The organism is Pseudomonas sp. AC463 (genome assembly GCF_979253585.1).
Map to the genome: position 1 here is coordinate 1 of NZ_CEEDDZ010000357.1, position 316 is coordinate 316.

Sequence of the window (316 nt, forward strand, 5' to 3'; positions counted from 1 at the left end):
CTCGTCACCCTTCGCCAGTTGCCGGCCATCGGCGGGCACGTCGACGAACACGATGTCGCCGAGCTGGCTCTGCGCATATTCGGAGATGCCGACGGTGCCGATCGCGCCGTCGACTTCGATCCACTCATGATCCTCGGTGAAGTAACGCATCTCAGGCTCCCGTCGTCTTGGATTGGCGGACGTAATTGTGCGGCACGAACGGCATCGCCGCGACCGTGGCCTCATGGAATTTCCCGCGCTGCGACAGCCGCAGCACCGTGCCGGGCGTCGCGAGCGCGGTGGGGACGAACGCCATGCCGATCGGCGCGCCCAGCGT

2 protein-coding genes are annotated in these 316 nt (G+C 66.5%); both read right to left on the reverse strand.

Annotation, left to right across the window (positions count from 1 at the left end):
- A partial coding sequence (locus tag AC0IYH_RS30510) for a biotin/lipoyl attachment domain-containing protein (protein WP_471837895.1) occupies positions 1-225 on the reverse strand: 225 nt, incomplete at its 3' end.
- Positions 152-313: a glycine cleavage T C-terminal barrel domain-containing protein gene (locus AC0IYH_RS30515; protein ID WP_471837897.1), complete on the reverse strand. Its 162-nt coding sequence runs from the start codon at positions 311-313 to the stop codon at positions 152-154. The genes AC0IYH_RS30510 and AC0IYH_RS30515, both read right to left, overlap by 74 nt.
- Positions 314-316: the final 3 nt, after the last annotated feature.